This window comes from Nocardia carnea (assembly GCF_029868855.1).
Taxonomy (GTDB): Bacteria; Actinomycetota; Actinomycetes; order Mycobacteriales; family Mycobacteriaceae; genus Nocardia; species Nocardia carnea_A.
On sequence record NZ_JARWOV010000110.1, the window covers coordinates 1 to 3441 of the forward strand.

At 64.9% G+C, this 3441-nt stretch carries 2 protein-coding genes and 1 pseudogene; all 3 read right to left on the reverse strand.

Translation table 11 applies throughout. From position 1 onward, the window contains the following. Positions 1-551 precede the first annotated feature (551 nt). The 3 genes and pseudogenes from murA to QH195_RS10550 all read right to left on the reverse strand — a co-directional run bounded on the left by murA (position 552) and on the right by QH195_RS10550 (position 3135). Positions 552-1811, reverse strand: coding sequence for a UDP-N-acetylglucosamine 1-carboxyvinyltransferase (gene murA / locus QH195_RS10540; protein WP_280424265.1), 1260 nt, complete (start codon positions 1809-1811; stop codon positions 552-554). Positions 1812-2046: 235 nt separating this feature from the next. After that, positions 2047-2619, reverse strand: a pseudogene (locus QH195_RS10545) (cob(I)yrinic acid a,c-diamide adenosyltransferase); the annotation flags it as partial. A 93-nt stretch (positions 2620-2712) separates the two neighbouring features. After that, positions 2713-3135: a DUF2550 domain-containing protein gene (locus QH195_RS10550; protein ID WP_280424266.1), complete on the reverse strand. Its 423-nt coding sequence runs from the start codon at positions 3133-3135 to the stop codon at positions 2713-2715. Positions 3136-3441: the final 306 nt, after the last annotated feature.

Consider the following 3441-nt stretch of genomic DNA (forward strand, 5'->3'; position numbering starts at 1 on the left):
GCCAGCGTTCGTCCTGAGCCAGGATCAAACTCTCCGTTGAAGACTCACAATCACACCCGAAGGCGCAATCAAAAGTACAAACTAGAGTCCGAAAACCTAGCAAAACAATCGCCAGCTGGAATTTAGCTGACTTAAATGTTCAATCCTCCACACGGGGGTATGAAGAACCGAAACCAAATCAAAAATTTGGCACTGACATTCATCAACACACTATTGAGTTCTCAAAGAACACACGCACACACTTCGACATCCGGGCTGGCCGGTGCTTCTGTGAGGCAACTTCTCAAGCTTAGCTCATCCGTTTTCCCGATTGCAAATCGGGGGTTCCGGTCGAGCCAGTGTGATCGCCAGGCGCTCCTCGTCCTACCTCGTTTCCCTGGTCCCTCCGGCTCGGCGTTTCCGCCTCGCTCCGGGCCCCGGGTCGGTGTCCGTGTCGCTCTGACTTGGATAAAGTTACGCGGCGTCGAATTCGATGTCAAATCGCCTGGTCACGGTGGGTAAATCGCGACATTCACGTAATACCCACGCGCACCGTTACGGCCTGGAAACCCTCATGCTGCCGAACCCACGCGTTCCACATCGGCACCGAGCGCCTGCAGCTTTTCCACGAAGGCTGGATATCCGCGATCGATGTGGAATACATCGTGCACTTCGGTGACCCCGTCGGCGACCAGCCCGGCCAGAACCAATCCGGCGCCGGCGCGGATATCGGACGACCACACCGGCGCACTGGACAACCGCGGAATGCCACGGACGACCGCGTGATGCCCATCGGTACGGGCGTCGGCACCCAGTCGGATCATCTCCTCGACGAACCGGAACCGTGCTTCGAAGACGTTCTCCGTGATCATCGACGTGCCGTCGGCGATCGCGGCCAGACCGATGGCCATCGGCTGGAGATCGGTGGGGAAGCCGGGGAAAGGCAGGGTGGAGAAGTTCACCGCGCGGGGGCGATCTGCCTGGATCACCCGGAAGCCGTCCTGTTCGAACGAGATACGCGCGCCGGCCGAGCGCAGCTTGTCCAGGACCAGGGCGAGATGCTGCGGATTCACCCCGGTGACCCGGACATCGCCCATGGTCATGGCCGCGGCGATACCCCAGGTCGCGGCGACGATCCGGTCGCCGATCACCCGGTGCGTGGTCGGCGAGAGCCGCTTCACGCCCTGAATCGTCAGAACCGAAGTTCCGGCTCCCCGGATATGCGCACCCATCTGGGTGAGCATCGTGCACAGGTCGACGATGTCGGGTTCGCGCGCGGCGTTGTCGATCACCGTCTCCCCCTGCGCGAGCACCGCGGCCATGAGGATGTTCTCGGTCGCCCCGACCGACGGGAAGTCGAGCCGGATGCGGGCGCCCTGCAGCTCATCGGCGCGGGCGACGACACATCCGTGTTCGATCTCGCTCGTCGCCCCGAGCAGACGCAGGCCTGCCTGGTGCATATCGAGGGGCCGGGATCCGATCGCGTCGCCGCCGGGTAGCGCGACCACCGCACGTTTACACCGCGCCATCAGCGGCCCCAGGACACAGACCGACGCGCGGAACTGGGTCACCGCCGGGAAATCGGCGTGGTACTTGGGCTCGGCGGGAGTATCGATGGTGACGACATCCCCGGCGATCGTGACATCACAGCCCAAACCGCGCAGGACCTCCGCCATCAAGGGAACATCCAGTATGTCCGGGCAGTTCGTGATGGTGGTGGTGCCTTCGGTGAGCAGAGCCGCGGCCATCAGTTTCAGGACGCTGTTCTTGGCGCCTCCGACCGAGACCTCACCGACCAGCCGGTTGCCGCCAGTTACCAAAAACCGTTCCATGCCGCCTCTCCGAGTATTCGGCGCACCAGTGGGTGCAAGGATAGAGCGCAGACGTGCGCGCGAGTATGCCGGTCGCACGAATACGCCGGGGCCGGACGCCGGGCTCGACCCGGCAGCCCTCCGGCACGACCACCGCTGACGGAACCGGGCCGTCTCAGTGTCCCTGCGGGTTACCAGGCCCCGGCGAAGTACCGGAATCCGCTCCCGGCTCGTTACGCCCGGCGGGTTCGGCCTCCGCGCGTCCGCCGCCGGGCTGCCAGAGCACGTCACCCTCCGGATTCGTGTACCGGCTGAGGATGAAGAGCAGGTCCGACAATCGGTTGAGGTACTTCGCCGGCAGGACATTCGTATCGTCCGGATGGGCCTGTACCGCGGCCCACGCCGAGCGCTCGGCCCGGCGAACCACCGTGCGGGCCGTATGCAGCAACGCCGCCAACGGCGTCCCGCCGGGCAGGATGAACGAATGCAGTGGTGCCAGTTCGGCATTGAACTCGTCACACCAGGTTTCCAGGCGCTCGATATACGCCTCGGTGATACGCAACGGCGGATATTCCGGGTCCGGCACCAACGGCGTCGAGAGATCGGCGCCCGCGTCGAACAGGTCGTTCTGGATACGGCGTAACACCGCGACCAGCTCCGCGCCGGGCGCACCGAGAGCGATCGCCACACCGAGTGCGGCGTTGGCCTCGTCGCAGTCGGCGTAGGCGATCAAGCGGGGGTCGGTCTTGGCGACTCGGGAGAAGTCGCTGAGGCCGGTCGTCCCGTCGTCGCCGGTTCGGGTGTAGATCCGTGTCAGATGCACGCTCACAGGACCCACCATAAACGGTCCCCGCGTCCCGGACCGGGTTACCGATGCTGCCTCTATGTGCCGCCGGACACCGGCGTCACCACATTCGGGTGGTCAGTGGCCGCGAAGCCGGCGGGCGCGTTCGGAAGGCCGTGATTCGACCCACGACAGAAACGCGGTCAGCGCGGCCCGGTCCAACGCCAGCTCGTAGTCGCCGTTGCGGTCCGAGACACCGATCACCGAGATCGCGTCGGTCATGATGTCGTACTCGTCACCCCGCGGGCCGCGACGTTCGCCGATCTCGATCCCGCGCCGCCGGATCACCGAATCCGCACCGAGCTTGAGGCTGGTGAGTTTGAAGAAGACGAGATGATCCTCGTCGTATCGGATGACGCCGTGCCGCCAGCGTTCGCCGCCGCGTGCAGGGAGTACCCGCAGGATGGCCGCAGTGCCGCCTCGACGCAGCATGACCAGGCGATATGTGGAGACCAAGGCCAATGCGACCAGCACTACAACCAGAATGATCGCAATCACCATCCCGGTCTGCAATGCCGCACATCCCTTCGTTCATCCGAGGCGATCGCCGGCTCGGCTCGGCCGATGCGCCCGACGCCATTCAACCATGGACCAGTTTACAAACGGCATGCGGATGTCTCGGAAAATGCGATGTCATCGATCCAGGTGGGAGAGGGTGACGGTACCCACCGCGATATGGCGGGTCCGGGACGAGAATCGGGGGGGGGGGGGGGGGGGGGGGGGGGGGGGGGGGGGGGGGGGGGCGCGGAGATGTTTTGGAGGTTATGATGGGGGTGGTGGAGCGGGCGGCGCGGAGGGGGAGGGGGG

Bases quoted from the DNA above. Each gene is read 5' to 3' on its own strand.
- QH195_RS10550 (WP_280424266.1), bottom strand. From the start codon at position 3,135: ATGGTGATTGCGATCATTCTGGTTGTAGTGCTGGTCGCATTGGCCTTG.
- murA (WP_280424265.1), bottom strand. From the start codon at position 1,811: ATGGAACGGTTTTTGGTAACTGGCGGCAACCGGCTGGTCGGTGAGGTC.